The organism is Brevibacterium picturae, from assembly GCF_030453725.1.
Taxonomy (GTDB): domain Bacteria; phylum Actinomycetota; class Actinomycetes; order Actinomycetales; family Brevibacteriaceae; genus Brevibacterium; species Brevibacterium sandarakinum_A.
This window is the reverse complement of record NZ_JAKDJU010000217.1, coordinates 1-4365: the sequence shown is the minus strand read 5'-3', so window position 1 is coordinate 4365 and position 4365 is coordinate 1. Positions and strand designations below refer to the sequence as shown.

The window sequence follows — 4365 nt, the reverse complement described above, 5'->3', positions numbered from 1 at the left end:
CATCCGCATCAGTGGCTGGTCCGGTGTCGTCGAGACCGATGGGTGGAAGGGGGACGAGATCCTTGGCCAGGGTGGAGCCGGGCTCGGAGATCACCTCGGCGAGGGTGCCGGTCCTGGCCACCCGGCCGTCGGCCAGCAGGGTCACCGAGTCACAGATCTCGCGGATGACGGACATCTCGTGGGTGATGATGAGGACGGTGATGCCCAAGCGGTCGCGCAGGGAGCGGATGAGGCCGAGGATCTGATCCGTCGTCGAGGCATCCAGCGCCGAGGTGGGCTCATCACACAGCAGCACCTTGGGTTCGGCGGCCAGCGCCCGGGCGATGCCCACACGCTGTTTCTGTCCGCCGGAGAGCTGGGCGGGGTAGTTGTCGGCCCGGTCGCCGAGGCCGACGATCTCGAGCAGCTCGTGTGCCTTGGCCAGGCGTTCGGCCTTGGAGACTCCGGCGATCTGCAGGGGATGGGCGACGTTGTGCACAGCGGTGCGGGAATCGAGGAGGTTCACGTGCTGGAAGACCATGCCGATGCTGCGGCGGGCCTCGCGCATTCCGGAGCCGGACCGGTCGGTGAGATCGGCGCCGTCGATGGACACCGTTCCAGACGTCGGCGAATCGAGGCCGGTCAGACAGCGGATGAGTGTGGACTTGCCGGCACCGGAGCGGCCGACGATGCCATGGATCTCTCCGGCGGGAACCGACAGGTCGATCTCCTCCAGAGCGACGGTGTCTCCGAAGACCTTTCGCAGACCGCGCAGCTCGATCACAGGCGTCTCCTCGCGTGGATGGTGATGTTGATTGGCGGCATGGCACTGCGGTGCAGTGATGCCGACGATTGAGCATGCCAATACGGGAGTGCTGACCCCTGAGGAGTCGTCATAAAATGACGCACAACTGCGGATTCGTGATCAAAGACACGCCGATTCGGGGGATCGGATCCCTCAGTGTGCTGTCGAGCCGCGGTGAGGATTCAGGCGAAGATCTCCTCGGCCAGCTGCTCGGTGAGGCTGCGCGGCTCTCGCCCGAGGAGTTCGGTGAGCTTTGAGTGTGATCGGGAGAAGCGTCCGGTTCGCAACGCCTGGAACATCGAGAGGGTGAAGCGCGCTGCGGGTTCCGGGACGCCTCCTGCGACCTCATCGGCGACCCACTGTTCGTCGTCGACGACGATGCGGTCGATGTCTCGACCGGACAGCTCGGATGCCGCCGAGGCGAAATCGGCGAGAGTGACCGGCGCGGTGGCGGTCAGGTCGACCGGACCGTTGTAGGCAGCGCCCCTGGCAAGGATCTCCGCGGTTGCCTCTCCGGCATCGCGACGATCGACCCAGAAGAAGGGGCCGTCGGCCGGTCTGGCAATGGTTCCGGTCGTCTGCCATGGGCCGATGAGATCGCCGATCGTGCCGTAGAAGCCGTGGCGCAGGGCCGTCCAGGCGATGCCCGAGGCGGCCAGGTGGTCTTCCGTTGCTGCGTGAATCGTCTGTGGCAGGTACGGAGAATCCGGGCCGACCGCGTGCTGGCTGGTGTAGAGGATGTGTCGCGCGCCGGCATCGACGGCCGCGTCGATCGCCTGTCGGTGCTGAGCGGCCACGTCCGCGGTGAGGTCATTGGACGAGACGAGAAGCACCTGGTCGGCGCCTGCGAAGGATTCGCGCAGTGCCGCGGGGTCGTCGTAGCTGCCCTGCCGCACTCTGATTCCCTGATCGGCTAAGTGTTCGGCGCGCTGAGGATTGCGGGCGCTGACTCCGATCTGGCTCACGGGTACGCGCTTGAGGAGGTGGGCGACGGCGGCGCCGTTGAGGGTGCCGGTCGCTCCGGTGATGACGATCATGATGGGGCCTTTCGGAAGCGAAGTTGACTCCATGTGTCAACTTATGTCGACTACGATGGTGTCGAAGTTGACGCAATGTGTCAACTTGGCGATTTCGGGGTCAATCAGGAGAGGCGGTGACGTGATGGCAGCCGGAGCTTCGTCGGCGCTTCGTTCCGACGCCCGTCGCAACATCGATCGGATTCGGTTCGCCGCCATCGATGTGTTCCGCGAGCAGGGTCTGTCCGCCTCGCTCGATGACGTCGCTGCGGCAGCGCAGGTGAGCAGGGCCACCATCTTCAACCGCTTCGGCGGACGGGTCGGTCTCATCGACGAGGTCATTGATGAGGTCGTCGCTGCACAGCTGCACGACGTCATCGAGGAATCTCGCTCGGTCTCAGGCGTCCGCGAACGGATCGGTGCGTACGTTCGCGCACTCCGGGACCTTCAGTACCGGCTGCCTGCTGTCAACGACGTCCTGCTGCAGGAGTTCCCCGATTCCGAAGGGCTCATGGCCCTGTGCCATGCCGGCGGGGCCTTCCACGACGAGCTTGTCGCCGACGGCCACGCCGACGGCGTCCTGGCCGCACAATTCCTGCCGAGCGATTTCCAGACTGTGGTCGCCGACAGCGCCCTCGTCCTCAAGCACCGCCCGCGACCTCCTCGCATCGACTATGACCGCCGCACCGACTTCATCCTCAACGGAATCTTTCGATAGGTGCGCGTCGAGGGCGTGAACGCCGCTGTGGGCCCGTCGGTTGTCCCTGACGATCGTCGCAATGTGACGAGAACATGAACTCTGGTCAAAACCGTGGGGTGGGACCGGTGCAGTTCTCGATCTCGTAACCTCAGCGTCACCTCGCACCCGTATTCCTGAGTAGCTCAAGGCCATGACCGCTTGCTGTGTCGGCAGTGCGGTCGGGCGAGAACGACGAGGGGACCACTGCATGCTCGAGGACACCACCAGGATCGCGGCGATCGTTCCCTGTCACAACGAAGAGATCACCGTGGCGACGGTGGTCGGCGATCTCAAGGCGGCCGTGCCCGGCATCATCGTCTACGTCTACGACAACTGCTCAAGTGACCAGACATCGCAGAGGGCCGCCGAGGCGGGAGCGATCGTCCGCAAAGAGAACTCCCCGGGCAAGGGCAACGTCGTCCGGCGGGCCTTCGCCGACATCGAGGCCGACATCTACGTGATGATCGACGGCGATGACACCTATGAGGCCGCGCATCTGCCCGAGATGATCGAGACTCTGGTCTCCGGCCCCTACGACCATGTCCTCGGCGTGCGCCAGGACAACCAGGAATCGACGTCCTACCGGCCCGGTCACGAAGCCGGAAACATGATGTTCAACCGACTCACCGGCTGGCTGTTCCAGTCCCAGGTCACCGACATGCTCTCCGGATACCGCGTGTTCTCCCGCAGGTTCGTGAAGTCGTTCCCCGCGATCAGCAAGCGCTTCGAGATCGAGACGGAACTGACCGTGCACATGATGTCGCTGCGCCTGCCCAGCACCGAGGTGCCCATCGATTTCCGTGACCGTCCCGACGGCAGTGAGTCGAAGCTCTCGACGTTCAAGGACGGCTTCCGCATCCTGGGCCTGATCTCGGCGCTGGTCAGACACGAACGGCCGAGGCTGTTCTACGGTGTCATCACTACGATCCTGGCCGCAGCGTCCCTGCTGTTCGGGCTGCCCGTGGTCTGGGAGTTCTGGCAGACAGGTCTGGTGCCGAGGTTCCCGACCGCCATCCTCGCCGCAGCACTCATGGGTCTGGCAGCCCTGCTCGGCAGTGTGGGACTGACTTTGGATGGTCTGCGTCGAGCCCGTCGCGAAACCTCAAGGCTGGCGTACCTGGGTCTGCCGGCGGTCAGTGCTCCGGACGCGGCCTCCGGACTGGGCGTGCCAAACCAGACTCACCGGAACACACCTGCAGCGAGGACCTCACTCGCCTCATGACGGAACCTTCACCGACGGATCGAGCGACGCACGGTTCAACGAGTCGAACGATGAACGGTTCCCAGCGTCGAGGCCTCTTCGCCTCGGCCGCATTCTGGGATGCCTTCCTCGCTCTGCTGACAATTGTGCCCGCTCTGGCCTTCACAGCGCTGTTCTTCCCGGGCCGAGCCAATGTCGACATCGCCAACCAGTACGCGCAGGCCACCGGTGCCATCCCGTTCTCCGATTGGCACCCTCCGGTGATGAGCGCCGTGTGGCGAGTCCTCATCGGCCTCACCGGTGAGGCCGGCAGCCTGTTCGTCCTCCAAGTGGGCATCCTCGCGCTCGCCTGTTGGCTGCTCGGCGTGCTCGTGCACCGGTGGGGAGCACCTCGATGGGTGTCGCTGGTCGGGCCCGCGATCATGGCGACCCCTTGGGTCGTGTCGCAGATGACGACGATGTGGAAGGACACGCAGATGGCCGTGGCCATTCTGCTGGCCGTGGTCCTGCTCGTCATCACTCGCTTCGTCCCGAAGACGTGGTTGCTCTGGATTCCGGCACTCCTGCTGCTCGTATACGCGTTCGGGCTGCGGAAGAACGCCATCTTCGCCATCATCCCGATCGC

The 4365-nt window shown here is 64.7% G+C and carries 5 protein-coding genes; 3 read left to right on the top strand and 2 right to left on the bottom strand.

Translation table 11 applies throughout. From position 1 onward, the window contains the following. On the bottom strand, positions 1–763 hold a 763-nt coding region (locus L0G76_RS14400), incomplete at its 3' end, for a methionine ABC transporter ATP-binding protein (protein WP_304357850.1). Between the two features lie 203 nt (positions 764–966). Beyond that, positions 967–1821, bottom strand: a complete 855-nt coding sequence (locus tag L0G76_RS14395) for an NmrA family NAD(P)-binding protein (protein WP_304357849.1) — start codon at positions 1819–1821, stop codon at positions 967–969. Positions 1822–1945: 124 nt separating this feature from the next. Here L0G76_RS14395 and L0G76_RS14390 point away from each other — a divergent pair, with 124 nt between their 5' ends. From L0G76_RS14390 to L0G76_RS14380, 3 genes are all read left to right on the top strand, one after another. Further along, on the top strand, positions 1946–2518 hold the full coding sequence (locus tag L0G76_RS14390) for a TetR/AcrR family transcriptional regulator (RefSeq protein WP_304357848.1): 573 nt from the start codon (positions 1946–1948) through the stop codon (positions 2516–2518). Between the two features lie 229 nt (positions 2519–2747). Further along, on the top strand, positions 2748–3761 hold the full coding sequence (locus L0G76_RS14385; RefSeq protein WP_304357847.1) for a glycosyltransferase: 1014 nt from the start codon (positions 2748–2750) through the stop codon (positions 3759–3761). 50 nt (positions 3762–3811) lie between these two features. Next, on the top strand, positions 3812–4365 hold a 554-nt coding region (locus tag L0G76_RS14380), incomplete at its 3' end, for a hypothetical protein (protein ID WP_304357846.1).

Bases quoted from the DNA above. Each gene is read 5' to 3' on its own strand.
- L0G76_RS14385 (WP_304357847.1), top strand. From the start codon at position 2,748: ATGCTCGAGGACACCACCAGGATCGCGGCGATCGTTCCCTGTCACAAC.
- L0G76_RS14395 (WP_304357849.1), bottom strand. From the start codon at position 1,821: ATGATCGTCATCACCGGAGCGACCGGCACCCTCAACGGCGCCGCCGTC.
- L0G76_RS14390 (WP_304357848.1), top strand. From the start codon at position 1,946: ATGGCAGCCGGAGCTTCGTCGGCGCTTCGTTCCGACGCCCGTCGCAAC.